A 24,778-nucleotide genomic window follows, 5' to 3' on the forward strand; every position below is an offset into this window, starting at 1 on the left:
TATAATCGCAGTCCGTCCATTCGCAGTGCGCCGGCCCGTCTGTTTGCGGCCCGCGGCTGCCTAGCTTGCCCGGCCTCATGGAATCCAAACCCCAGACCGGTCCCCGCCGCACGCGGGACCGCATCCTCGATGTCTCGCTGCGCCTGTTCAACGAGGTCGGCGAGCCCAACGTGACCACCACCACCATCGCCGAGGCGATGGAGATCAGCCCCGGCAACCTGTACTACCACTTCCGCAACAAGGACGACATCATCACGTCGATCTTCGCGCGCTTCGAGCAGGAAATGGAGCGCCGGCTGAAGCTGCCCGACGACCACAAGCCGACGCTCGGCGAAAGCTGGGGCTACCTGCAGTACATGTCCGAGTTCCTGTGGAACTATCGCTTCCTGTACCGGGACATCAACGATCTGCTGGCCCGCAACCGGATGCTGGAGACCAACTTCAAGCGGATCGTCGAGCAGAAGAAGCGCTTCGCGCAGGAGATCTGCCGCCAGTTCCTCGACGACGGCGAGATGGAGGCGACGCCCGACCAGGTCGAAGCGATCTGCACCAATATCGTGGTGGTCGCGACCTACTGGCTGTCGTTCCAGTTCGTGCAGCATCCGCGCCAGTACAACGATCCGGAACAGATCCGCGGCTATCTGCACAGCGCCAGCTATCACATCTTCTCGATCCTCGCGCCCTATCTGCGCGGCAATGCGCGCCAGGCCTTCGATCAGCTGGCGCGCGAGTTCGCCGCCGAGAAGGCACAGGCGGCGACCCCGTCGGGATCGACTCCCCCATCCAAACCCAGACAGGAAGGAAAGCAGTGAAATCGGTTTGTGTCTATTGCGGTTCGAGCCCCGGCAACCGGCCGGAATACGCGCAGGCCGCGCGGGCGATGGGCCGCGCGCTGGCCGACAAGGGCCTGGCGCTCGTCTACGGCGGCGGCAAGGTCGGCCTGATGGGCATGGTCGCCGATGCGGTGCTCGAGCATGGCGGCACCGCGATCGGCATCATTCCCGAGGCGCTGATGCACAAGGAGATCGGCCACGCCGGCCTGACCGAGCTGCACGTCGTGCGCAACATGCACGAACGCAAGCAGATGATGGCCGACCGCGCCGACGCTTTCGTCGCGATGCCCGGCGGCATCGGCACCTACGAGGAACTGTTCGAGACCTTCACCTGGCTGCAGCTGGGCTATCACGCCAAGCCGGTCGGCGTGCTCAATGTCGCCGGCTTCTATGACGGCATGATCGGCTTCCTGCGCCATGCGGTCGGCGAAGGCTTCCTGAAGCCCGAACACGCCGGCCTGCTGCGCGTGGCCGACACGCCGGACGGCATCCTCTCGTCGCTGGCCAACGTGCCGCAGCTGCGCGTCGACAAGTGGCAGCAGGCCCGCGACAAGACCTGATCGGATTCAGAAGGACGAGCCCGGCTGGCGCAGGAAGGCGACTTCCTCGTCGGTGCTGGGCCGGCCCAGTACCCCATTGCGATGCGGGAAGCGGCCGAAGCGTTCGATCACCACGCGGTGGCGCTCGGCCCATTCGACGACGTCGACGCGCCCCGCGGTGTCCTCGCGCAGCGCCGCCATCAGTTTGACCGCCGCGTGCTGGGCGTCCAGCGCCTCGGCATGCTCGAACGGCATATAGCAGAACATCCGGTGATACGGCGTCGGCAGGCAGCGGTCGTCGCCGCGCTCGACCATCTGCCGGGCCAGCGCCAGCGCCTGCGCATCGGTGGCAAAGCTGCGCGGATCGCCGCGGAACATGTTGCGCGGGAACTGATCGAGCAGCACGATGCGCGCGCAGACCGTTTCCGGGGCGAGCTCGGCGGTGGTCTCGACGAACGCGGACCATCCATCGGTGCCCGCATGCGCGGCCTCCCATGCCGGCAGGAATTCTTCACGCACGCGCGCATCGAACGCTTCGCTGCGCGTGAACCACATCGCCCGTTCGCGATCCCAGTCGGGCGAGTCCGGCGTGCCGAACCAGAAGGCCAGGATGCGCGCGGCGAGGTTGTTGTGATTGGTCTGGTCCATCGTTTGCAATTTCCTTCCCGAATCGAATCCCGCGATGAAGGACTCCCTCTCCCCCTCAGGGGGAGAGGGCTGGGGAGAGGGAGGTGGGTTCAATCGGCAGTGGTATGGCCGCCGCCGCTTGCCCTCTCCCCCGCCCCCTCTCCCGCAAGCGGGAGAGGGGAGTAAACAGTCAGCAACTCAGGTCGGCAACTCAGGTCGGCAACTCAGGCCCGCAACTCAGACCGGCGACTCAGCGCGCCACGTTCCGCATCCAGTCGGCCGTCTGGAACAGCGCCTGCAGCAGCCGCATCTGCAGGTCCTCGGACAGGCCGACGTCGTGCATCGCCATCGCCATGCAGCGCATCCACTGGTCGCGCTCGCTGATGCCGATCTCGAACGGCAGATGGCGCGCGCGCAGCCGCGGATGGCCGAAGCGCTCGATGAAATGGTTGGGCCCGCCCAGCCAGCCGCACAGGAACCAGAACAGCTTGTCGCGCGAGCCGTCCATCGACGGCGGATGCAGCGCGCGCAGGCCGGCGAACTGCGGCTCCAGGTCCATCAGGTCGTAGAAGCGGTCGACCAGCTCGCGCACGCGCGCCTCGCCGCCGATCAGCTCGTAGGCGGTGGGCTGCGCCGCCTGTTCGGTAGCGTCGGTAGCGCCATCGGTGGCGCTGTCGGTGACCTTGTCATTGGCCTGCTGCTCGGCAGCGGTGTCGGCATTCTGCCGGGATACGTCGGACATGGCGGTTTGAATCAATGGAATCGGCTTGCCGGCTCAGGCCTCGCGCAGCGTCGCGAGCGCCGGCTGGCGCAGCACGTCGCGCAGGCCCAGCCAGCCGCCGGCAAAAGCGCACAGCATGCCAGAAACCACGCCGACCGGCACGATCCACGGATTGAGCACATACGAGAAGTCGAACACGAAGCGCGACAACGCCCAGCCGACCGCGATCGCGCCGATGCTGGCCAGCAGCCCCGCCAGGCCGCCGACGACCAGGAATTCGGCGTACTGCGTCTGCTTGATGGTCGCCGCCGACGCGCCCAGCGCCTTCAGCAATCCCGCGTCGCGGCGGCGCTCGTCGCGCGCGCCCGCCAGCGCGGCATACAGCACGGTCACGCCGGCCGCCAGCGTGAAGGCGAACAGGAACTGCACCGCGGCGATGACCTGGTCGAGCACGCCCTGCACCTGCCGCAGGATCAGCTCGGTATTGACGATCGTGATGTTCGGAAAGCGCGCGCTCAGCGCATTGCCCAGCGAGGCCTGCTCGGGCTTCAGGTGGAAGGCGGTGATATAGGTCTCCGGCAGTCCCTGCATCATCGACGGCGGCAGGATCACGAAGAAATTGACGCGCATCGAGCTCCAGTCAAGCTTGCGCAGCGAGGTCACCGGCGCCTCGATCTGCTGGCCCGCCACGTCGAAGCGCAGGGTATCGCCCAGCTTCACGCCCAGCGTCTTGGCGATGCCCTCCTCCATCGACGCCTCGGGCCGCTTGCCGTCGAACCAGCGGCCGGCCACCACGCGGTTGCCCTCGGGCAGCGCATCGGTATAGGACAGGTTGAACTCGCGCTCGACCAGATTGCGCGCGCGGCCTTCCTCGAAGCGCGCGGCCTGCACCGGCTCGCCGCCGATATGGGTCAGCCGGCCTCGCACCATCGGATAGAGCAGATCGTCGATGCCGTCGCGCGCCAGCATCTGGCGCAGCGGCTCGCGCTGGTCCGGCTGGATATTGATGATGAAGCGGTTCGGCGCGTCGGCCGGGGTGGCGTTGCGCCACGAGTCGATCAGGTCATTGCGCGTCATGCCCAGCAGCAGCAGCGCCATCAGCCCGACGGCCAGCGCGACCGTCTGCAGCACCGTGACCGCGCGGCGGCGCTCCAGCACCGCCAGCGCAAAGCGCCAGCCGACCGCGCGGCCGGCCGATTTGCCGCCGACCAGGCGGCCGCGCACCAGCCGCGCCAGCAGCGTCAACAGGCCCAGCGCCAGCAGCGCGAACACCACGCCGGCGCCGGCGAAGCCGCCCGCGGTCAGCAGCCCGAGCTTCAGGTCGCGCGCCGCCACCAGCAGCAGCGAGATGAAGGCGCCCAGCCCCAGCGCATAGGCGATCCACACCGAAATCGGCGGCATGCCGACGTCGCGGCGCAGCACCCGCAGCGGCGCGACCCGCGTCAGCGCCAGCAGCGGCGGCAAGGCAAAGCCGACCAGCAGCACCAGTCCGGACAGCAGGCCGATCACCGCCGGCAGCGCGGACGGCTGCGGCAGCGACACGGTCAGCAGGTCGCCGAGCGACAGCAGCAGCCCGTAGTGGCCGAGATAGCCGAGCACGACGCCCAGCGCGGCGCCGACCACGCCGACCAGCAGGAATTCGAGTCCGAACGCCAGCAGGATCTCGCGGCGCGACAGCCCCAGGCACTTGTAGATCGCGCAGGCGTCGGTATGGCGCTGCATATAGCGGCGCGCCGACATCGCGATCGCGACCGCGGCGATCATCGACGACAGCACCGCGACCAACGACAGGAAGCGCTCGGCGCGGTCCAGCGTGGCGCGCATCTGCGGCTGGCCCGAGTCCAGCGACTCGACGCGGGTATTGCGCAGCCCGCGCCGCTCGATCTCGGCCTGCGCCCATTGGCGATAGGCGACGCCCGCCGCCTCGGGACCGGCGACCAGCAGCCGGTAGCTGACGCGGCTGCCCCAGCCGATCAGGCCGGTCGCCTCCAGGTCGGACAGCGGCAGCATCACGCGCGGCGCGAAGTTCATGAAGCCGCCGCCGCGGTCCAGCTCCTGCGTGATGATCCGCTCGATACGAAAGCCGCGGCTGCCCAGCCGCAGCGTGTCGCCGATCTGCACGCCGAGCGCGCCGAGCAGCGCCTCGTCGACCCATACCGTGCCCGGCGCCGGGATGCCGTCGGCCGGCTGCCCCGGCGCGCCGGGCGCGGTGGCCGTCTTCAGCGTGCCGCGCAGCGGATAGCCGGCGCTGACGGCCTTCAGCGCGGCGAGCTGGCTGGCCGGCGCGTCGTCCTCGGCGGGCGCGGTACCGGCCTGGCCGGCGTTCGGGTTGTCCGCCCGCTCGGCAGTCTCGCCGCCGTTCGGCCTGTCTGCCGGGCGGGCGACGGTCGCCATGCTCGGAAAGGTGACCGTCTGCGCGACGGACAGGCCCTGCGCCGCCGCCTGCGCCGCGAAGGCCGCATCGAACGGCTGGTCCGCCACCAGCAGCACGTCGGCGCCGATCAGCTGGCGGGCATCGCGCTCCAGCCCCTGCCGCATCCGGTCGGACAGGAAGCCGACGCTGGCCAGCGCTGCAACCGCCAGCACCAGCGCGAACAGCAGCAGCGTCAGCTCGCCGGCGCGCCAGTCGCGCCGCGCCATCCGCCACGCCTGGGCCCACGGCGAGAAACGCGCTCCGGCATGGGGAACGGCGACGGGGCGCACCAGCGCAGGGGCGGTGGAATCCGCGGCGGAATCGGTCGGCATGATGTCGTGGTCAGGGGTATTCGTTGTCGGGGCGCCGGGGGCGTGGATGGCGCCGATCCCGGTCAGTACGTGGCCGGCGGCCCGCCCTTGCGGGTCAGCGTGCCGTGCAGCTTGCGCACGCCGCGCCACAGCTTGGGCAGCAGCCACAGCGCGAGCAGCAGGCTGATCGCCAGCAGTACGAAGAACAGCACCGGCAGGAAGAACGCCAGCAGCAGGCTGCCGGTGGCGGTCACATCCTCGGTGAATGAGGCCGCCCAATTCGAAAAGGGTTCCGGCGACACATTGATCAGCGCGCGGGTGCCGGCCTTGGCGGCATGCGCGGTACCGGCCAGCGTGCCGCCGACCAGGCCGGCGACCACCATCCACTGCGGATCGAGATTGCCGAACGCGGCCGCCGCCAGGATCGCCCCGGCGGGAATGCGCACGAAGGTATGGATGCCGTCCCAGACCGAATCGAAGCCCGGGACCTTGTCGGCGACGAATTCGGCCAGCGCCAGCACAGCGGCCACGCCGATCACCCAGTTGGACGCGAGCGGCTGCAGCCCGGCCGGCAGATCGAGCCAGCCCATGCGGGCCAGCAGGCCGGCGGCCAGCACGGCCAGGTAGAGACGAAAGCCGCTGGCCCAGGACATGCCGGCGGCCAGCGCGGCGGTTTCCAGCATCGGGACGCCCTCGCAGAGTCGCGGCCGGCGGCGCCGGCCATGGGCGCAGTGTAATACGGGTGTCGTTCCGGACTGCCCGAAGATCCCCGGGATTGCCCTGGTCACGCCCTGGTCACGCCCTGGTCTCGCCCTGGTCTCGCCCTGGTCTAGCTACTCGCGCCCGTCGACCCCGTACCAGGGCAGCACCTGCTCCGGGGCCAGCAGCCCGCGCTGCTCGACCAGCGCATAGCCGGGCAGCGCGGTGATGCGGGCGGCGATCGCCGGGTCGGCCAGCAGCGCCAGCAACGCATGGACCCACGGCGCGAACTGGTCGGCCTTGCGCAGCGCCAGATAGTAGACCTCGCGCGTCAGCGGCACGAAGGCCAGGCCGTGCGCCTCGGCATTGACGCGCAGGCCGAAGCCGACCTCGGCGCGGCCGGCATGCACCGCCTCGGCAACCTTCTCGTTGCTGAACTCGGGCTCGTCATAGCCGACCACCTGGTCGGCATACAGTCCGTGCGCCGCCAGCAGCTGGTCGAACAGCAGCCGCGTGCCCGAGCTGCGCTGCCGGTTGACGAAGCGCGCCTGCGTGCGGACCAGGTCGCGCAGCTCGCGGATTTCGCGCGCCCGCGACGGCGCGACGATCAGCCCCTGCTCGCGCGAGGCCACCGGAATCAATCGCACCGCGGACGGGCGCAGCCATTTGCGCAGCGTCACGTGCGCGACCGAGCCCGCGGTCTGGATCGGCGCGACATAGAAGCCCGCCAGTTCGGCCTGCCGCTCGTGCAGGCAGATCAGGCCCTCGACGCTGCCGCAGAACACGGTATCGAGCTGCAGCCCTTCCGGCTGCTCGTTCAGGGCTCCCGCCAGCACCTCCATCGCCGGGTCGTGGCTGCCGGAGAAATGGATGCGCGTCTGCGGCCGGGCGGCGTCGTCCAGCTCCGCGGCGAACTCGGCCAGCGCCTTGCGCACCGCCGGATCGACCGCCTCGCGCAGCTTGCCCTCGGCGCGCAGCAGGCGCTCGCCGAACCGGGTCAGCGAGGCGCCGCGGCCGCGCTCCATATCGAGCATGCTGCGCCCGAGCAGCGCTTCCCAGTCCCGCATCACGCCCCAGGCATGCCGGTACGACAGTCCGACCTTGGCGGCGGCGCGATGCAGCGAGCCGGTCTCGCGCACCGCCTGGAGCAGCAGGAACACCTTGCCGTTGGCACGGGGGTTGTCGTCCGCCGATACCACCGGAAACAGTTCGAATTGGAATGTCATATGTTCCGCTGTTCTTATTTACTTTGTTCTTGGAGTGCCGAGACAATCATGGCGCCCGCACAAGCTTGCGCAGATTAGCGGAAGCTTCGGATGTCGCGCATTGTCACCGAAGCCGATGGGCGCGCGCAATTATGTTCAGACAAACATAACTAGAGGAATTCCACATGCCATTTCCCACTCCGGGTCGCCCCTCCCGCGGGCTGTCGCGACGGCTCGCCGCCGCCCTGCTGTCGGCCGCCTCGCTGCTCGGCGCCGGCGCGAACTTCGCCGGCGAACTGAAGCTGGCGACCACCACCAGCACCGAAAACTCCGGCCTGCTCAAGACCCTGCTGCCGCGCTTCGAGCGGGACAGCGGCGTCACCGTCAAGGTGATCGCGGTCGGATCGGGCAAGGCGATGAAGATGGGCGAGATGGGCGATGTCGACGTGCTGCTGGTGCACGCGCGCAAGATGGAGGACGCCTTCGTCGCGGCGGGGCACGGCATCGACCGGCGCGACGTGATGTACAACGACTTCATCGTGGTCGGTCCGTCGGCGGATCCGGCGAAGATTGCGGGCAGCAAGGACGTGATCGCAAGCTTCCGCAAGATCGCCGCCAGCGGCGTGAAGTTCATCTCGCGCGGCGACAACTCGGGCACCGACGTGATGGAGAAGTCGTACTGGAAGGAGGCCGGCATCGAGCCGAAGGGCCAGGCCTGGTACGTCAACGCGGGGCTCGGCATGGGCGAGGTGCTGACGATGGCCGCGCAGATGCCCGGCTACACGCTGTCCGACCGCGCGACCTATGGCGCCTATCGGGCGAAGACCGGGCTGGCCATCGCGGTGCAGGGCGATCCGAAGATGTTCAACCCCTACGGCATCATCGCGGTGAATCCTGCCCGGCATCCCGGCATCAACTACACCGATGCGCGCAAGCTGATCGAATGGATCACGTCGAAGGCGGGGCAGGACGCCATCGCCGGCTACAAGGTCGACGGCGAGCAGCTGTTCTTCCCCAGCTACAAGGAAAAGGCGGGCTCCTGACCTGCGGTCGGAAGCCACGGCAATCGCAGTCGCAGCGGCCGCAGCGGCCGCGCCCGTCCGACTCAGGACTCGGCTGCGATCTCCAGCCGCGGCAGCAGCGGCAGATCGGCCGCCACCTCGGCGATCATCCGGCGCAGCCACAGCACGTCCGGCGCCGCGTGGCAGCGCTCATGCCATAGCTGGTAGAAGCGCATCCGCGGGAACGACACCGGCGCCGGCACCATGCGGATCGGCAGGTACTGGGCATAGTGCGCGGCGAACTGCCGGCCGGTGGTGAACACCATGTCGGTCTTCATCAGCACATAGGGCACCAGCCCGAAATACGGCAGCGTGACCTGGATGCGGCGCTTGTAGCCCTGCTCCGCCAGCGCCTGGTCGATCATGCTTCGCTGCATCGACGCATACGGCGCCGGCGCCAGATGCGGCATCTCCAGGTAGTGCTTCAGCGACAGTCCCTTCTTCGCCAGCGGATGCTGGGCGCCGAGCATGCAGACCACCTCGTCCTCGAACAGCGGCGAGATATGCAGATGCTCGGGCGGCGACAGCCAGTTGCCGACCACGATGTCCAGCTTGCCCTGCTCCAGTTCCTCCAGGAAATCCGTGGCGCTGGTCAGCGGATGGACGAACAGCTTCGCGCCCGGCGCCAGCCGGCGCACCCGTTCGACGATATTGGGCAGGAAGAACGCGTCCAGATAGTCGGGCGCGCCCAGATGGAAGGTCCGGTCCGTGGTACCCGGATCGAACTGTTGCGGGGGGCGCGCGATGCGGTCCATCGCGGCCAGGCTCTGCTCGGCAAGTTCGAGCAGTTCGCGGCCGCGCTCGGTCGGCACCATGCCGCTCTTGCCGCGCACCAGGATCGCGTCGCCGGTGATCTCGCGCAGCCGCTTCAGCGTATTGCTGATGGCCGGCTGCGATTGCCCCATCCGCACGGCGGTGCGCGTGACGCTCTGCTCGGTCAGCAGGGTGTGCAAGACCCGAAGCAGATAGGTGTCCAGATGGTCGCGTCCGTGCATGGTGAATTCGTCCGGCCTGATAAGCCTGCGGGCCGGTGGCGTGGGGATAAGGATCGGCGCATAGTGTATGCCAGTCACCCTGGCAGCGGTCAATTCGGCGCAAACCCGCGGAATGCCATCGGTTTTGGTGCGCCACGGCACATTCGCGGCATGCGCCTCCGGTGCCGCGGGTGACCGGGGCGTCATGATGGGGCATATCACCTGGGCCGAATATTGCTACTCGGCGCCAGTGCTATGTTTGTCCCCATCGCAAGGAGATAAAACGACCATGGAGACACAACCCATCCGCTTCTACCATCGCGGCCAGGTTCAGCAGGTCACCGATGCCCCGATTACCCGCACCGTGCTGCAATACCTGCGCGAAGACGCGCGCTGCACCGGCACCAAGGAAGGCTGCGCCGAGGGCGACTGCGGCGCCTGCACCGTGGTCATCGGCGAACTGCAGCAGGATGGCGAACTGAGCTTCAAGGCCGTCAACTCCTGCATCCAGTTCCTGCCCACGCTGGACGGCAAGGCGCTGATCACGGTCGAGGACCTGCGCCAGGCCGACGGTTCGCTGCATCCGGTGCAGGAAGCGATGGTCGAATGCCACGGCTCGCAATGCGGCTTCTGCACGCCGGGCTTCGTGATGTCGCTGTGGGCGCTGTACCAGCAGCACCAGCCGGGCGGCCCCGCGCCGGACCGCCAGACGATCTGCGACGCGCTGACCGGCAATCTGTGCCGCTGCACCGGCTACCGGCCGATCATCGAGGCGGGCCAGCGGATGATGTCGCTGCCCGCGCCGCACGCGAGCCGGCTCGAGCCGAAGGCGATCGCCAGCGCGCTGCGCACGCTGACGCGCGAGGACACCTTCCACTATCGCGATCCGTCCGGCGCCTTCTTTCATGCGCCGCGCACCGCGTCGGCCTTCGCCGCGCTGAAGGCGGCCGAGCCGTCGGCACGCATCCTTGCCGGCAGCACCGACGTGGGGCTGTGGGTCACCAAGCAGTTCCGCGAACTGGGCAACCTGCTCTATGTGGGCCAGGTCGAGGACCTGCAGCAGGTCGTCGAACACGACGGCGTCATCGAGATCGGCGCGGCCGTCTCGCTGGAGCGCGCCTACGCCGCGCTGAACAACGCTCACCCCGAACTCGAAGAGCTGTGGAAGCGCTTCGCCTCGCTGCCGATCCGCAACGCCGGCACGCTCGGCGGCAATATCGCCAACGGCTCGCCGATCGGCGACTCGATGCCGGCGCTGATCGCGCTGGGCGCCGAGGTCGTGCTGCAGCATCGCGACACGCGCCGCGCGCTGCCGCTCGAGGACCTGTACCTGGCCTACCAGAAGACCGCGATGGCCGAGGGCGAATTCGTCGCGGCGCTGCGCGTGCCGGTGGCCGGGCCCCAGCACTTCCGTACCTACAAGCTGTCCAAACGGTTTGACGAGGATATCTCCGCGGTCTGCGCCGCCTTTGGCATCACCGTCGTCAACGGCGTGGTGAGCGAGGCCCGCATCGCCTTCGGCGGCATGGCCGCCACGCCCAAGCGCGCGGCCCAGGCCGAGGCCGCGCTGCTCGGCCAGCGTTGGGACGAAGCCACCGTCAAGGCGGCGATGGCCGCGCTGTCGCAGGACTACACGCCGCTGACCGATATGCGCGCCACCGCCGAATACCGCGCCCGCGGCGCCGCGAATCTGCTGTACCGCTTCTGGCTGGAGACGCGCGACGATGCGCTGCCGGCCGCGGCCGTCAACGTACGGGCGATCGGCGCGGGCAGCGTGCCGAACACCGTGGTCACCGCTTAAGACAAGGAGCGATCGGCATGAACAAGCAAACCGAAGCCTTCCTGCTCGACACCGGTGTCGCCAACGGCGGTGCGCCCGTGGCGGCGGACTTCAGCAGCGGCGACCTCGCCGCGCATATTGCCGCCGAGGCGCCGCCGCAGATCGGCGTGTCGCGTCCGCACGAATCCGCGCATCTGCACGTGGCCGGCACGGCCACCTATACCGACGACATCCCCGAACTCGCCGGCACGCTGCACGCCGCGCTCGGCATCAGCGCCCGTGCCCATGCCCGCATCCGCGCGATCGCGCTGGACAAGGTGCGCGCCGCGCCCGGCGTCGTCGCGGTGCTGACCGCGAAGGACATCCCCGGCGTCAACGACTGCGGCCCGATCATCCACGACGACCCGATCCTGGCGAGCGACACCGTGCAGTTCGTCGGCCAGCCGATCTTCATCGTGGTGGCCTCCTCGCACGATGCCGCGCGCCGCGCCGCACGCCTGGCCGCGATCGACTACGAGGACCTGCCGCCGATCCTGTCGCCGCAGGCGGCGCACGAGGCCGGCAGCTACGTGCTGCCGCCGATGCATCTGGAACGCGGCCAGCCGCGCCAGCAGCTGGGCACCGCCGCGCATCGGGACAAGGGCCATATCCGGCTCGGCGGCCAGGAGCAGTTCTATCTGGAAGGCCAGATTGCCTATGCCGTGCCGAAGGAAAACGACGGCATGCACGTCTGGTGTTCGACCCAGCATCCGACCGAGATGCAGCACGCGGTCGCCCATGTGCTGGGCTGGCAGGTGCACCAGGTGCTGGTCGAATGCCGCCGCATGGGCGGCGGCTTTGGCGGCAAGGAATCGCAGTCGGCGCTGTTCGCCTGCTGCGCGGCGCTGGCCGCGTGGAAGTTGATGTGCCCGGTCAAGCTGCGTCCGGACCGCGACGACGACATGATGATCACCGGCAAGCGCCACGACTTCGTGTTCGACTACGAGGTCGGCCACGACGCGCAGGGCCGCATCGACGCGGTCGCGGTCGAGATGGTGTCGCGTGCCGGCTTCTCCGCCGACCTGTCGGGCCCGGTGATGACGCGCGCGATCTGCCATTTCGACAATGCCTACTGGCTGCCGCACGTACAGATCGACGGCTACTGCGGCAAGACCAATACACAGAGCAACACCGCGTTCCGCGGCTTCGGCGGCCCGCAGGGCGCCTTCGCGATCGAGTACATCCTCGACAATATCGCGCGCACCGTCGGCCGCGACGCGCTCGACGTGCGCCGCGACAACCTGTACGGCAAGACCGAGCGGAACGTGACGCCCTACGGCCAGACCGTCGAGGACAACGTCATCCACGAGCTGCTCGAGCAGCTCGAGGCCAGCAGCGACTACCGCGCGCGCCGCGAGGCCACGCGCGCGTTCAACGCCGGCAGCCCGGTGCTGAAGAAGGGCATCGCGATCACGCCGGTCAAGTTCGGCATCTCGTTCAACGTCGCGCACTTCAACCAGGCCGGCGCGCTGGTGCACGTCTACAACGACGGTTCGGTGCTGGTCAATCACGGCGGCACCGAGATGGGCCAGGGGCTGAACACCAAGGTGGCGATGGTGGTCGCGCACGAACTCGGCATCCGGCTCGAACGCGTGCGCGTGACCGCCACCGACACCAGCAAGGTGGCCAACACCTCGGCGACCGCCGCCTCGACCGGCACCGACCTGAACGGCAAGGCCGCGCAGGACGCCGCGCGCCAGATCCGCGAGCGGCTGGCCGCCTTCGCCGCGCGCCAGGCCGGCGTCGATCCGTCCACGGTGCGCTTCGGCGACGATCTGGTGGTCGCGGGCGAGCTGCGCCTGCGCTTCGACGAACTGGCGCGCCAGGCCTACGTCGCCCGCGTGCAGCTGTGGTCCGACGGCTTCTACGCGACGCCCAAGCTGCATTGGGACCAGAGCAAGCTGCAGGGCCGGCCGTTCTACTACTACGCCTACGGCGCGGCCTGCTCCGAAGTGCTCGTCGACACGCTGACCGGCGAATTCCGGCTGCTGCGCGCGGACGTGCTGCACGACGTGGGCCGCTCGCTGAATCCGGCGATCGATATCGGCCAGGTCGAGGGCGGCTTCATCCAGGGCATGGGCTGGCTGACTACCGAGGAGCTGTGGTGGAACAAGGACGGCAAGCTGATGACGCATGCGCCGTCGACCTACAAGATCCCGACCGTCAACGACTGCCCGGAAGTGTTCAACGTGAGGCTGTTCGAGAACCGCAACGCCGAGGACAGCATCCACCGCTCGAAGGCGGTCGGCGAGCCGCCGCTGCTGCTGCCGTTCTCGGTGTTCTTCGCGATCCGCGATGCCATCGCCAGCCTGGGCGGCTATCGGATCAATCCGCCGCTCGATGCGCCGGCGACCAGCGAGGCGATCCTGAACGCGGCCGATGCCGTGCGTCAGGCCGCCGCAGCGTGAGCGCCGGCTCGCCAGAACGATCGGACGCGATCATGCAGGACGCCCCGCTCAAGCCCTTCCGCTTTGCCGATGCCGCCGCGCTGGTGCGCGCAGGCGTGCCGGCGGCGATGGTCACCATCGTCGAGGTCAAGGGCTCCGCGCCGCGCGAGCCCGGCATCCGCATGCTGGTGACCGGCGACGATCTGATCGGCACGATCGGCGGCGGCCATCTCGAATGGCGCGGCATGGCGATCGCGCGCGAGATGCTCGACGCCGCCGCGCACGGAGCGCCTTCGTCGCTGGCGCCCGATGCCACGCGCCGCGTCGTGCGGATCCCGCTCGGCCCCGCGCTGGGCCAGTGCTGCGGCGGCGTGGTGCAGCTCGCCTTCGAGCGGCTGGGTCCGGCCGATCTCGAATGGCTGGACGCGGTCGAGGCCGCCTTCGCCGCGCGCCGCACCGTGACGCGGACGGTGCCGGCCAGCGGGCCGGTCCGCCATGCGCTCGACCGCACGCCGCTGCCGACGCTGCCCGCCGTCACGCTGCACGACGACGGCAGCTGGACCGACCTGCTGGCCCCGGACGAGATGCACGTGGTGCTGTTCGGCGCTGGCCATGTCGGCCATGCGCTCGTCAAGGTGCTCGGCACGCTGCCGTGCAGCGTCCACTGGGTCGACGAGCGCGACACGCTGTTCCCGGCCGGCCTGCCCGGCAACGTGGTGGCCGAGGCCACCGACACGGCCGAGGCGGTGGTCGACGAGGCACCGCCCGGCAGCTACTTCCTGGTGATGACGCACAGCCACGCGCTGGACCAGGCGCTGTGCGAACGGATCCTGCGGCGCACCGACTTCGCGTACTTCGGGTTGATCGGCTCGAAGACCAAGCGCGCCCGCTTCGAACACCGGATGGTCGAACATGGCATCGACCCGGCTGCCTTTGTACGGATGACCTGCCCGATCGGCGTCGCGGGCATCACCGACAAGGCTCCGGCTATGATTGCAGTTGCCATCGTCGCCCAGCTGCTGCAAGTGCGCGATCAGCGCCTGGCCGCGCTGCGCGCCGACGCACCGGCAGCGCAGCGGGACGGCGGGCAACCGGGCGGCAGCGAAAGCCCCGCCCACCGGTAACCGCGCCGGCCGTCTGTTCGAACACGGACAGCATGCCGGCATCGAAAAAAAGGATTCCCCATGACGCTCGACGCCGCGCTCGCGGACCGCATCCGCCGCACTCCCAAGGCCGAACTGCATGTGCACATCGAAGGGACGCTCGAGCCCGAGCTGATCTTCCGGCTCGCGCAGCGCAACCAGGTCAAGCTGCCTTACCCCAGCGTCGAGGCGCTGCGCGCCGCCTATGCGTTCACCGACCTGCAGTCGTTCCTCGACATCTACTATGCCGGCGCCAGCGTGCTGCTGACCGAGGAAGACTTCTTCGACATGACGATGGCGTACGTCGAGCGCGCGGTCGCCGACAACGTGCGCCACGCGGAAATCTTCTTTGATCCGCAGACGCATACCGCGCGCGGCGTCGACATCGAGGTCGTGATCGACGGCATCGCCGACGCGCTGGCCCAGGCTCGTACGCAGTACGACTTCTCCAGCAGCATGATCCTCTGCTTCCTGCGGCACCTGTCGGAGGAAGACGCGTTCGCCACGCTCGAAGCGGCGCTGCCCTACCGCGACCGCTTCATCGGCGTTGGCCTCGATTCGTCGGAACGCGGCAATCCGCCGGAGAAGTTCGCGCGGGTATTCGCCCGCGCGAAAGAGCTGGGCCTGCATCGCGTCGCCCATGCCGGCGAGGAAGGCCCGGCCGACTATGTCCGCGACGCGCTCGACATCCTGCAGGTCGAGCGGATCGACCACGGCGTGCGTGCGATCGACGACCCCGCGCTGGTCGAGCGTCTCGCGCGCGAACGCATCGCGCTGACGGTCTGCCCGCTGTCGAACCAGAAGCTCAAGGTCTATCCGGACCTGCGCGACCACTCGCTGAAGACGCTGCTGGACGCCGGCGTCGCGGTGACGATCCATTCGGACGACCCGGCCTATTTCGGCGGCTACATGAACGCGAACTGGGAAGCGACCTTCGACGCGCTGCCGCTCGACGCCGCCGACGCGCACCGGCTCGCCCGCAACAGCTTCGAGGCGAGCTTCCTGCGGCCGGCCCTGAAGGCCGAATACCTGACCGAAGTGGACCGCTTCTGGCAATCGGCCAGTCCCCCGGAGCCGGCGCGCGCGGCAACGGCTTGATGCCGTTGCGGCGCTGACCGGCGCAACATCGGCCGGCGCCCCGGCGCCGGCCTTTCCCCACCCCACGACCATGAACCAGACCACCAGCTCCCCTTCCCCGAACGGTACCCTGCGCGCCATCCGCGGCCGCGTGCTGCATTTCCTGCGCGATCCGCAATTCCATGATGACGCGTATCAGTATTGGGAAGACGGTGTGCTGCTGGTCGCGGACGGCCGCATCGTGGCCGCTGGCCCCTACGCCGAGCTGGCACCGTCGATCGCGCCGGGCACCGAGGTGATCGACCATCGCGGCAAGCTGATCGTGCCGGGCTTTATCGATACGCACGTGCACTACCCGCAGACCGACATGATCGCGTCGCCGTCGCCGGGCCTGCTGCACTGGCTTGACACCTATACCTTCCCCGAGGAGCGCCGCTTCGCCGAGCCCGAGTACGCGGCCGGCGTGGCCAGCTTCTTCGCCGACGAGCTGCTGCGCAACGGCACCACCAGCGCGCTGGTCTGGAGCACCGTGCATGCGGCCTCGGCCGACGCGCTGTTCGCCGAGAGCCATCGCCGCAATCTGCGGCTGGCGACCGGCAAGGTGCTGATGGACCGCCACTGTCCTGACTTCCTGCGCGACACCGCCGAGTCCGGCGCGCGCGAATCGGCCGACCTGCTGTCGCGCTGGCACGGCAAGGGCCGCCTGTCGTACGCGATCACGCCGCGCTTCGCGCCGACCTCGACCGAGGCGCAGCTGGCCGCCTGCGGCGAGCTGGCGCGCGCCTACCCCGATGCGCTGATCCAGACCCACGTGGCCGAGAACCGCGACGAGGTCAAATGGGTCGCCGAGCTGTTCCCGCAGGCGCGCAGCTATCTGGACGTCTACGACCAATACGGCCTGCTGCGTCCGGGCGCCTTCTACGGCCATGCGATCCACCTGGACCACGACGATCGCCGCCGGCTGGCCGACACCGGCGCGGCGGTCGCCCACTGCCCGACCTCGAACCTGTTCCTCGGCAGCGGCCTCTACGACTTCCACCAGTCGGACGCGCATCGGCTCAATCTGACGCTGGCCACCGACGTCGGCGGCGGCACCTCGTTCTCGATGCTGCGCACGATGAACGCCGCGCACAAGGTCGCGCGGATGGGCGGCTACCACCTGACCGCGCTGCGGATGTTCTACCTGGCCACGCGCGCGCCGGCCGACGCGCTCGGCTGGGGCGACCGCGTCGGCAGCTTCGCGCCGGGCAACGAGGCCGACTTCATCGTGCTGGACCCGGAGGCCACGCCGCTGCTGGCCCGCCGCAGCGCGCGCTCGGAAACGCTCGAGGAGCAGCTGTTCGCGTTCGCAATGCTGGGTGACGATCGGGTGATCGACAGCGTCTACGTGATGGGCGAGCGGGCGGAAACCGCTGCGGCATAGCGCGTACGGCAGCCATTCTGAAGACACTGGGTCCCCGCCTTCGCGGGGACGACGCGGGTTCCCACATGCACCTGTCGTCCCCGCGCATGCGGGGACCCAGCGGCTTTCGCCTTGGCTTGACCCCGATCAAGGCCGTCGCCATCGATCTGCATTACGCTGGCCCGCGCCATTCGACAATGCCGATCCCGATATGACCACACCCGTTGCACCCGCCGATGCCGTTCCATCCGGCGTTCCACCCGAACCGCTGTCGCCCCACGCTCCGCTGCCGCCCCGCAAGATCATCCGCAGCTGGCTGATTCCGCTGTCCGAACGCAGCACGCCGCGCGCACTGCTGCTGTTCGCGCTGGACGCGTCGCTGTTTGTCGCGGCCCTCGCCGCGCTCGTGATGGCATCGCACTGGCTCGCCAAGCTAGCGCTCGGCGTGCTGGCCGGCATGCTGATCGCGCGCCTGTTCATCCTCGGGCACGATGCCTGCCACCAGAGCCTGACGCCGCGCCGCGGCCTGAACAAATGGCTGGGCCGGATCGCCTTCCTGCCGTCACTGACCCCGTACAGCCTGTGGGAGGTCGGCCACAACGTCGTCCATCACGGCTACACCAACTTGAAGGGCTTCGATTTCGTCTGGGCCCCGTATTCGATGCAGGAGTACGCGGCGCTGCCCTGGTGGCGGCGCGCGCTGGAGCGGCTGTATCGCAACGGCCTGGGCGCCGGGCTGTATTACCTGATCGAGATCTGGTGGCTGAAGCTGTTCTTCCCCAGCCGGCGGCAGATGGCGACACGCCGCCGGATCTTCCTCGCCGACTGCCTGCTGGTAGCCGCCTTCGCGGCGCTGTGGATCGGCACGCTGGTCTGGCTGGCCATGGCGACGCAGCAGTCGGTCGCGCTGCTGCTGGCCGCCGGTTTCGCCGTGCCCTTCCTGGTCTGGAACGCGACGGTGGGCTTCGTGCTGTATGTCCACCATACCCATGAAAGCGTGGCCTGGTACCACAGCAAGGCGATGTGGGCGCGCGCGCAGCCCTTCGTGTCGACCACGGTCCATCTGCGCTTTCGCCATGGCGTCGGCACGCTGCTTCACCACATCATGGAACACACCGCCCACCACGTCGACATGAGCGTGCCCCTGTACCGGCTCAAGCGCGCGCAGGCGCTGCTGGAGCAGGCGCTGCCCGGCCGCATCGTGGTGCAGAACTTCTCGTGGCGCTGGTATTTCGATACCGCGCGCCGCTGCAAGCTGTACGACTTCCACGCGCTGTGCTGGACCGATTTCCGCGGCCGCCGCACCACCACGCCGTCGCCGGTGCCGGCGTAGCGAGCGCGGTCCGACGTAGCGGAGATCGGCGCCGGTATGGACGACCGCCTTGCAGACTGGCTATAATCGCGCTTCCCATTGGGGAGTAGCCGCCCTGCCGCGCGACACCGCGTTGTGCGACAGGGGCGTACGTCAACAGACTTGACCGCTTGCGGTTATGGCGTGCGCAGCTCCGGAACGGTGCAATGCCTGTTCCAGGGCCTGGCGAGACCGATGACGTCGTTTTTCGGCTGGGCCGGGGAAAACGCACGTCATTGGCATCTCGCGATGCGTCCGGCCCGCTGCTCCGAAAACAACGAATGGAATCCCTGCTCGTCTCGACCGGTATCGTCGCCCTCGCGGAAATGGGCGACAAGACCCAACTGCTGTCGCTGATTCTCGCTGCGCGCTACCGCAAGCCCATCCCCATCATCCTCGGCATCCTGATCGCGACACTGGTCAATCATGGCCTGGCGGGCGCCCTCGGCGGCTGGATCACGCAAATGGTCGGCCCGGCGCTGCTGCGCTGGATCCTCGGCCTCGGCTTCATCGCGATGGGCGCATGGATGCTGATCCCCGACAAGCTCGACGAGACCGAAAAGCCCAAGGCGGTCAAGGGCGCGTTCGGCGTACTGTGCGCGACCGTGGTGGTGTTCTTCTTCGCCGAGATGGGCGACAAGACCCAGATCGCCACGGTCGCTCTCGCCGCCCGCTTCAGCACCGATATCCTCGCGGTGGTCGCCGGCACCACGATCGGCATGATGCTGGCCAACGTGCCGGCGGTGCTGCTGGGCGAACGCTTCGCGCACCGGCTGCCGATCAAGCTGGTCCACCGCATCGCCGCGGCGGTGTTCGTCGTGTTGGGGGTGGTGGCGCTGATGGATATCGGGGGCTGATCCTGCCACGCGCTTCGGCCATGGAATGCCGGTCGCCGGCTCTTGCCGATTCTCCCGTCACGTGCGGTCGCAACGGCGGAAGCATAATATTGCAATCGCATCTGCCGGGGGACACTATCATGGCCAGCATGACGATTCCCGATATCGACGACCAGCTTGCCGCGCGCTTGCGCGAACGCGCGGCGTTGCATGGCAAATCCGTGGAAGACGAGGCGCGCGACATCCTGCGCCAGGCACTGTCGTCGCCGCCAGTGGCGCGTCCGCTCGTCGATGCGATCCGCGCACGCATTGCCCCGCTGGGCGGCGTCGACCTCGACATTCCGCCAAGAAGCTGATGTCGCGGTTCGGAGCGGCCAACGATGATCGTTCTCGATACCAATGTCCTGTCCGAGCTGCTACGGCCGTTGCCCGAACCAAGGGTAACGGCCTGGGTAGCCGCGCTGCCTGCCGCCTCGGTCTTTACGACCACCGTGACTCGCGCCGAGCTTCTCTACGGCATCGCGTTGTTGGCGCCCGGTCGACGTCGTGACGCCTTGCGGGCAGCGACCAGGTCGATTCTCGATGAGGAGCTGTCCGGCAGGATCATTCCGTTCGACAACGATGCGGCCGACGCCTATGTCGAGGTGTCCGCCAGGCGAAGAATGATTGGACGGCCCATCGGCCGCTTGGATGCCATGATCGCGGCGATGGCGCGATCGAAAGGCGCCATCGTTGCCACGCGCAATACCAGGGACTTCGTCGACTGCGGTATCGCGATCGTCAATCCGTGGGAACAGCCGCCAGGCGACACCAGCGTCCGCTGAGACGCCGTCGCCGAACGCGTCATACGGCAGACGCAGTGGCACGGGTCAATCCGTTTTGACCGCTGCCCAAGACGGCGGATAAGACTCGACCACATTGCGGTGACATGACCTCACACAACCGAGCCGGCGTAGCAACTGGCGCGCGTTGTCATGCGCGCATAAGTAGCGAGCCATTGCGTATGCTCCGGCTTCGGCCACACGCAGTGTCCGCAGCATCAGCTCAACCGGCAATTCTCACTTGTGCGAATCTACTTGTCCTTTCTATCCGCGCGTAGTGTTCCACTCTGGGGGCAGTGTTTAGACGATCCTGTCTTGCAGACTCGCCGCAAGGTCCAAGGGGAAAGAGCCAAAGTGCATTAGGCAGTTGTAAGGTAAAGCGTAGATGTCTACCGTCCAGCCGGCAACTAGAAGCTCATGGAAGCGCTGGCAAATGGGGAAGTCTGTCTGCGCCAACAGCCACACAAAGGTAGCCGGCAATTTGTTCAAGTAGCGCTTGCGTTGATTTTCAGGCGTACTTTACGTCCCCATCCCAAGCAAAAGATAGACGAAATTTCGCTGTGTTTCGTGATGCCGTATCGCGATCGAGGCCGGACTTCTTCAAGCACCCGTCGTCCAGCGATCCAGGCTCGGCTTCCAGTAGTCTATTCGCGCCTTACGTTTGTGGAACTGTTGCTCCCTTGGCAGCCTAGGTCATCGCTCCATAGCAGTTACCGTCGCCCTCGCTGGCCCATCTATCAGGGTCACGTCGGCGTTTCTGGCCAGGGTGATAGAAACCGCCCTGCAATTCCTAAGGCTGAGTGTCATCGTTTGTGGATCATTGACTCAGCATGCCGGATCACTAACGTCACCCTACGCTTCAACTGAATGCGCTTCCTCATTGAAGGCCAGATCCCTTTCAAAATCACGAAAATCTGATATAAAAATTACCATTTATGATTGTAGTATACATTTGATGTTCTTGCTTGTACGATGAGCCGGTCGCAATCCCGCGACGTATCGAACAGGAGATATGCAATGCAAAAAGAGCAGGCCTTTGCTTCCGAAGATACGAACGAACTTATCGACTCGATTCTTGCTGAATATGAAGCGCGGGGAAACTGTCAGATGGATTGTATTCCGGCTCCGTGTTGTGTTGAGACGCGCTAATAGGTAAGACTTCGAGCGATAGGTAGTCTCCCCGACCGAATGCCATTGCTGGCATCCTCGGTCGGGTATCTCCGAGGAGCGGACTTGAACATATCGTTCAGCAATAACTATGTTCTCCACTTGGTTGTGAGCCGTGGTGTGGCCGCCATTGGAAATGCGCTTGCATCATTTGGAATTGACGTCTGGTTCTATCAAACAACAGGCTCTTATTCAGATTTCGCAACCATTTATATACTCACGACCCTTCCACCAATTTTGATTTCGCCGCTTGCGGGCTTTCTGTCTGACAGACTAAGAAAATCCAAGATTCTCTATCTATCCGAACTGGTCACGCTGCTTCTCGCCTTGATATTGGCGGTTTGCTATATCTTTGAAAGTCTCGAATTTCCCGTTCTTGCGGCCTGTATATTCTTCATGGCTGTAGCAAGTGAATTCCGCTATACGGCCATGACGGCTTTGATCCCGGAGTTGGCGAAGAAGGCGGAACTTAATTCCGTAAACGGAATCCAGCAGGCCTTTCGAGGTGCGGTGGTCGTGACCGGCCCGCTGCTCGGAGCGGTCGCCTATAGTTCGTTGGGTTTGCTTCCGCTCCTAATGATTGCCGCGCTCTCATGCGGCTACGCAATAGTAGTGGCTCGCGCACTCATGTCGTTTGAAGCGAACGAAGCACGACGCGGTATGGGGCCAATCTCGTGGATGTCGTTTGTTAACGACTACGCGGTCGGCCTGAGGTGGTTGCGAAGCGTATCCAGCCTGACCACAATTCTGCTGCATTTCACTTTAATTTGTGGATTTCTAGCACTATTTAGAACACTTACCGTCCCTCATATCCTTGATGCCATGGGACAAGGATGGCTTGCTTTAGTGGTATCCGCCCAAGGCGCTGGACTTCTGATTGCCGGCATTTTTTTAGCAAAGGTGGGAGGTAGTGCGCGGCCGGATCGCCTCTTGTTTGCGGGTTGCCACACTCTATCGCTTTCAATCATTGCATTTGCGTTGTGCAAGACTCCTTTTGTATTGACCGTATCAGCCTTTGCAATTGGCGCCAGTATTTGTTTTGTGTCGGCATCGAATCAAACAATATGGCAAACCCTCACACCGACAGAAATCCAAGGAAAAATCGTTGCGCTACGGTCGATGATGCTATACGTATTTTCGCCGATGTCGATATATATTTCCGTTCCATTGGCGGAGCATTTTAAGTCTAAGGGTGTTGGCTTACCCTTCAGCATTGCAGGCATTGGCCAGCCCACCTGGTCGGGACTTGTTCTCGCACTCGTGGGTGTGACCGTACTAGTGAGTAGCCTTATCTCGCAACTGATATACAAATTCGATGTGAGGGAACCAAGCATTTTTTCGCAGGATGGCAAACATGAGCAAAATCAGACCACTTGAAGAAGTACTTGCATATAGAAATAATCAAGTTATCTTGATGTTCTCGCGAAAAAAGAAAATTCCCATGGGTGAATCACTCGTGCTGTTTGAAGAGCTAAAAAAGTGGCTGTGGTTTCTTGCGCAGCGCGCCCCGGACTCGAAGCCTTTTGCCGTCTTCCCGGAACAGTCGATCATTGATGATTATTGGCATGAATTCATTTTGAATACAAAAGACTATCATGCGTTCTGTGATCGATTTTTTGGACGATACATTCACCATGTAGCGACTCCGGATGGAATTCTCGAAGACGGCTCGGAATTTGGCATCCACTCTTCCCTGGCCATCAACAATAGGCCAAAATTTATCGCCGACAAAATAGCTATGTTGAGGGACGGCATGAAGGAAGTTGCTTTAGCACTCGGCCCACAGACCGTCCAACTATGGTATCGCGACTTGCCGAATAAATACTTCTACAAAAATATCGCCGATTAATTCGCTGCTAAGACAAATGATTACCAAAGAGCGAATTCCTCCAAACATTCTGATCGATGTTCAGAAGCCCGACACCATACTCGAAATCGCGCCCAATTGGTCCATCCAAGAGGCTCAGGATAAAATCTGGTTGTATAACGAAAGCGCGGGGGCGATATCGTTCTCACGCGATTCGATGGAAGCAAAGATCCTTGACGCGGTTCAGTCGAGGAAAACCTGTGTCCGCGAGGTTGCGCAAGCCAATCTAGCCGCGACTAAGGTCCTGCTTGATCTATGGTGCTCCAACATAATCAGGCTCAACTCCAGCGATGAATTAGACGAGCGAGATAGAAGCAATCCATCAAGATACATATGGTTCGAGGAGTATCTTCGAAGATATGCCAGCCCCTCGCTGCCCGTGAGTAAAATGTTCGCTGACTTGGCGTGTGCCAAGGTGTGTATCATCGGTCTGGGAGGGGTGGGCTCAACATTAGCCCTTTCTTTGGCCGCGAGCGGGGTCGGAGCACTTCGATTGGTTGATGGCGACAAGATCGAGGAAAGCAATCTTCCAAGACAGATCCTATATGCAGAGTCAACACTAGGCCAGGATAAATCGCTTGCTCTCAAATCTGCAATACTTCGAAATAACAGCCAACCAGCCGTCGATGCCCACGTTGGTTACATATCATCCCTTGATGACGCACGCGACGCAGTGGGCGGATGTGATTTTGTGGCGCTTTGTGCTGATCAACCCCGATTTCTAATTCGCAATTGGGTTGGCAAAGCATGTTTCGAGAAACATATTCCGCACATATCAATGGCAGGCCAATGGGTTGGCCCAATTTCCGTGCCGGGACTATCGCCGTGTCATGCTTGCATCGGTCGTTTTCATGGTGCGCGAGTCGCAGATACAACCGGGTACATTGAAAGTCTAAATGGTGCTAGTGTACCCCCGCGTGCATCATTTGGCCCTAGACCTCTTATTCTGTCTGGCTTTTTTTCGTCTGCGATAATACATTTCCTTGTTGGCATAGATCGCGAATCATTGTTGCATCGACGATTCAAATTCGATGTACTCGGCGGAATGGAAGAGGAAACGTTGGTGCAATATAGAAATTGTGTTGTTTGTGGCCATAGGTAATATTGCAGTTTTCCATTCAACTCGGCTGCCTTACGGACGGCGGTATCTCCCAGCGCGAAGGGTTACGGGTTGATCGCGTTCTCGGGCGCATGGAAGACACTGGCAGTCGGCGCCCATCTTCGCTCTGGATGCGGAAGCTAAGCAATCATCTAGCCGGATCGGCCCAGTGGGAATTAGGGGGCGACCTCCACGCTAATCAACAGAGCCAGTTGCTACTTCGAGCAAACAGGGTGCCTCACCTGTAGCAAACTCAGTCTCGCCGTTGGCTTCACGCTGTAGCTCGGATTCGGAGGTTTGCTTCAAGGCATCGCGCAAGGGCGAAGAAGGTAAAAAAACGGGGCTTTCGCCCCGTTCAAACCCTCGCCGGTCCGGTACTGCGGTCGCCGACTGCGCGGCCACCGGACCGTCGATCACCGATCGGCGG

General features: G+C 65.3%; 21 protein-coding genes and 1 riboswitch. Of the genes, 15 read left to right on the forward strand and 6 right to left on the reverse strand.

Annotation, left to right across the window (positions count from 1 at the left end):
- Nucleotides 1–77 precede the first annotated feature (77 nt).
- Together M1D55_RS20180 and M1D55_RS20185 are read left to right on the forward strand one after the other, a co-directional pair.
- Nucleotides 78–812 (forward strand): TetR/AcrR family transcriptional regulator, encoded by a 735-nt coding sequence (locus M1D55_RS20180; RefSeq protein ID WP_006577682.1) that lies wholly within the window; start codon nucleotides 78–80, stop codon nucleotides 810–812.
- Nucleotides 809–1,393 (forward strand): LOG family protein, encoded by a 585-nt coding sequence (locus M1D55_RS20185; protein WP_006577683.1) that lies wholly within the window; start codon nucleotides 809–811, stop codon nucleotides 1,391–1,393. The genes M1D55_RS20180 and M1D55_RS20185 overlap by 4 nt, the downstream gene beginning before the upstream one ends.
- Before the next feature lie 6 nt (nucleotides 1,394–1,399).
- Here M1D55_RS20185 and M1D55_RS20190 read toward each other — a convergent pair whose 3' ends face one another.
- The 5 genes from M1D55_RS20190 to M1D55_RS20210 all read right to left on the reverse strand — a co-directional run bounded on the left by M1D55_RS20190 (nucleotide 1,400) and on the right by M1D55_RS20210 (nucleotide 7,369).
- On the reverse strand, nucleotides 1,400–2,020 hold the full coding sequence (locus tag M1D55_RS20190; protein ID WP_456281675.1) for a DUF924 family protein: 621 nt from the start codon (nucleotides 2,018–2,020) through the stop codon (nucleotides 1,400–1,402).
- Between the two features lie 229 nt (nucleotides 2,021–2,249).
- Nucleotides 2,250–2,741, reverse strand: a complete 492-nt coding sequence (locus M1D55_RS20195) for a group II truncated hemoglobin (RefSeq protein WP_456281676.1) — start codon at nucleotides 2,739–2,741, stop codon at nucleotides 2,250–2,252.
- Between the two features lie 33 nt (nucleotides 2,742–2,774).
- Complete coding sequence (locus M1D55_RS20200; RefSeq protein ID WP_456281677.1) at nucleotides 2,775–5,465, reverse strand: ABC transporter permease; 2,691 nt, start codon at nucleotides 5,463–5,465, stop codon at nucleotides 2,775–2,777.
- Between the two features lie 62 nt (nucleotides 5,466–5,527).
- Nucleotides 5,528–6,127, reverse strand: a complete 600-nt coding sequence (locus M1D55_RS20205) for a DUF4126 domain-containing protein (RefSeq protein WP_456281678.1) — start codon at nucleotides 6,125–6,127, stop codon at nucleotides 5,528–5,530.
- Nucleotides 6,128–6,277: 150 nt separating this feature from the next.
- Nucleotides 6,278–7,369: a substrate-binding domain-containing protein gene (locus M1D55_RS20210; protein ID WP_023263840.1), complete on the reverse strand. Its 1,092-nt coding sequence runs from the start codon at nucleotides 7,367–7,369 to the stop codon at nucleotides 6,278–6,280.
- 164 nt (nucleotides 7,370–7,533) lie between these two features.
- Between M1D55_RS20210 and M1D55_RS20215 the strand changes: the two genes are divergently transcribed.
- Complete coding sequence (locus M1D55_RS20215; protein WP_456281679.1) at nucleotides 7,534–8,391, forward strand: substrate-binding domain-containing protein; 858 nt, start codon at nucleotides 7,534–7,536, stop codon at nucleotides 8,389–8,391.
- A 62-nt stretch (nucleotides 8,392–8,453) separates the two neighbouring features.
- On the opposite strand, the gene M1D55_RS20220 is transcribed toward M1D55_RS20215, so the two are convergent.
- A complete protein-coding gene (locus M1D55_RS20220) occupies nucleotides 8,454–9,404 on the reverse strand; it encodes a LysR substrate-binding domain-containing protein (protein ID WP_064573078.1) in 951 nt (316 codons plus the stop codon).
- Between the two features lie 268 nt (nucleotides 9,405–9,672).
- On the opposite strand from M1D55_RS20220, the gene xdhA reads away from it, so the two are divergent.
- The 12 genes from xdhA to M1D55_RS20280 all read left to right on the forward strand — a co-directional run bounded on the left by xdhA (nucleotide 9,673) and on the right by M1D55_RS20280 (nucleotide 24,354).
- Nucleotides 9,673–11,184: a xanthine dehydrogenase small subunit gene (gene xdhA, locus M1D55_RS20225; RefSeq protein WP_456281680.1), complete on the forward strand. Its 1,512-nt coding sequence runs from the start codon at nucleotides 9,673–9,675 to the stop codon at nucleotides 11,182–11,184.
- A gap of 17 nt (nucleotides 11,185–11,201) precedes the next feature.
- Nucleotides 11,202–13,610, forward strand: a complete 2,409-nt coding sequence (xdhB, locus tag M1D55_RS20230) for a xanthine dehydrogenase molybdopterin binding subunit (protein ID WP_456281681.1) — start codon at nucleotides 11,202–11,204, stop codon at nucleotides 13,608–13,610.
- A gap of 32 nt (nucleotides 13,611–13,642) precedes the next feature.
- Nucleotides 13,643–14,713 (forward strand): xanthine dehydrogenase accessory protein XdhC, encoded by a 1,071-nt coding sequence (xdhC, locus tag M1D55_RS20235; RefSeq protein ID WP_456281682.1) that lies wholly within the window; start codon nucleotides 13,643–13,645, stop codon nucleotides 14,711–14,713.
- A gap of 60 nt (nucleotides 14,714–14,773) precedes the next feature.
- Nucleotides 14,774–15,829 carry an adenosine deaminase gene (locus M1D55_RS20240; RefSeq protein WP_023263723.1) on the forward strand — a complete coding sequence of 352 codons (1,056 nt, stop codon included), beginning with the start codon at nucleotides 14,774–14,776 and terminating at the stop codon, nucleotides 15,827–15,829.
- A gap of 70 nt (nucleotides 15,830–15,899) precedes the next feature.
- Entirely contained in the window at nucleotides 15,900–17,231 is a 1,332-nt protein-coding gene (guaD, locus tag M1D55_RS20245) for a guanine deaminase (protein ID WP_456281683.1), read from the forward strand.
- Nucleotides 17,232–17,421: 190 nt separating this feature from the next.
- On the forward strand, nucleotides 17,422–18,543 hold the full coding sequence (locus M1D55_RS20250) for a fatty acid desaturase (RefSeq protein ID WP_456281684.1): 1,122 nt from the start codon (nucleotides 17,422–17,424) through the stop codon (nucleotides 18,541–18,543).
- 68 nt (nucleotides 18,544–18,611) lie between these two features.
- A riboswitch (yybP-ykoY riboswitch) is annotated at nucleotides 18,612–18,785 on the forward strand.
- Between the two features lie 57 nt (nucleotides 18,786–18,842).
- Complete coding sequence (locus M1D55_RS20255) at nucleotides 18,843–19,418, forward strand: TMEM165/GDT1 family protein (protein ID WP_006576979.1); 576 nt, start codon at nucleotides 18,843–18,845, stop codon at nucleotides 19,416–19,418.
- A gap of 119 nt (nucleotides 19,419–19,537) precedes the next feature.
- Nucleotides 19,538–19,753, forward strand: a complete 216-nt coding sequence (locus tag M1D55_RS20260) for a FitA-like ribbon-helix-helix domain-containing protein (protein ID WP_064573068.1) — start codon at nucleotides 19,538–19,540, stop codon at nucleotides 19,751–19,753.
- Nucleotides 19,754–19,777: 24 nt separating this feature from the next.
- On the forward strand, nucleotides 19,778–20,221 hold the full coding sequence (locus M1D55_RS20265; RefSeq protein WP_064573066.1) for a type II toxin-antitoxin system VapC family toxin: 444 nt from the start codon (nucleotides 19,778–19,780) through the stop codon (nucleotides 20,219–20,221).
- A 1,230-nt stretch (nucleotides 20,222–21,451) separates the two neighbouring features.
- Nucleotides 21,452–22,762, forward strand: a complete 1,311-nt coding sequence (locus tag M1D55_RS20270; protein WP_456281685.1) for an MFS transporter — start codon at nucleotides 21,452–21,454, stop codon at nucleotides 22,760–22,762.
- Nucleotides 22,740–23,234 (forward strand): glycine-rich domain-containing protein, encoded by a 495-nt coding sequence (locus M1D55_RS20275; RefSeq protein WP_156526363.1) that lies wholly within the window; start codon nucleotides 22,740–22,742, stop codon nucleotides 23,232–23,234. The genes M1D55_RS20270 and M1D55_RS20275 overlap by 23 nt, the downstream gene beginning before the upstream one ends.
- 16 nt (nucleotides 23,235–23,250) lie before the next feature.
- Nucleotides 23,251–24,354, forward strand: a complete 1,104-nt coding sequence (locus tag M1D55_RS20280) for a HesA/MoeB/ThiF family protein (protein WP_456281686.1) — start codon at nucleotides 23,251–23,253, stop codon at nucleotides 24,352–24,354.
- The last annotated feature ends 424 nt before the right edge of the window (nucleotides 24,355–24,778 follow it).

Source organism: Cupriavidus sp. JZ107, assembly GCF_053903255.1.